This is a genomic window from Streptomyces sp. NPDC055140 (genome assembly GCF_053607285.1).
This window is the reverse complement of record NZ_JBSGTG010000226.1, coordinates 1-1,040: the sequence shown is the minus strand read 5'-3', so window position 1 is coordinate 1,040 and position 1,040 is coordinate 1. Positions and strand designations below refer to the sequence as shown.

1 pseudogene is annotated in these 1,040 nt (G+C 65.0%); it reads right to left on the bottom strand.

The annotated features are described in order from the left end of the window. Positions 1-368 (bottom strand): annotated as a pseudogene (locus ACWFR4_RS49200) (hypothetical protein); the annotation flags it as partial. Positions 369-1,040 lie beyond the last annotated feature (672 nt).

Genomic DNA, 1,040 nt, shown 5'->3' with positions numbered 1-1,040 from the left:
CTGGGCGGTCCGCGACCTGAGCCGAGCCGGGTCGACAACCCTCCACGCACCTGTCGGGGATGCGCTGACGGAGGTTCACCGAGGGTTCTGAAGCCTTCGATCTCCTTGGAGCGATGGTCGTCAAAGGCTCCTTCACCATCTTTGCCAGCCCGCACGTCGAGGTTTCCTTGACTCAGCTCGATCAGGAACCACTCCTCGGCACGGTTCTCCACCGTCACGCGGAAACTGAAGTAGGTGAGCCCCTTAGCATCACTGTCGCGGCTGTTGGGCGGAACGTCCCCCTTCTTGAACGAGTGGACCCGGACGCGGATCCCCGCGTAGTCGTCCTCGTACTCGCGCCAGTCACCGATGACGTTCGGCCGATGCATTCCCCACCCCTGATCTCGCCGTCTCGCAATCGATCCAAGATTGCCGACAACAATTAACCAGCGGACTGTTCGAGTCGCTCGGCTGCGTCAGCTGTGCCGTGCCGAGCTGCAGGGATTCACCGAGGTGATGGCGCACGGGATGAGCTGCGCAGCCGGGGGCACCGTGGCCGGTGTGTGTGGACTGCGGGCGGAAGTTCACCGACGACCGGTTGGAGGCCGTCGACTTCAGCGGGCTCTTGCGAGGAACCCCGGGGCTTCAGCCCCGGGAGGAATCGCATCCTGTGGTGGCGATGCGCAGCATCGCAGTATCTGTGGTTTCGGCCGGAGGCCGGCCGTGGCTGCCCGGCGGAGCCGGCCGGAGGCCGGCTGGTCAGGGCGTTTGTGCTGCTCGATGTACTGCTTGATGAGGGCGAGCGGCGCGCCGCCCGCGGAGGCGTTGAGGTAGGAGGGGTACCAGGAGGAATGCGCGCTGTTCGAATGCCGGTACGTGGGGCGGCGGGTAGCGTCACGGTCGTGAAGTTGACCGTGCAGGTGAAACTCCTGCCGACGCCTGTGCAGGCGGCGGCACTTGAGGAAACCCTGCATGCCTGCAATCAGGCCGCGACCTGGGTGTCGTCCGTGGCGTTCGAGAAGGACATCAAGCGCAACTTCGCCCTGCGTGAGCACACCTAT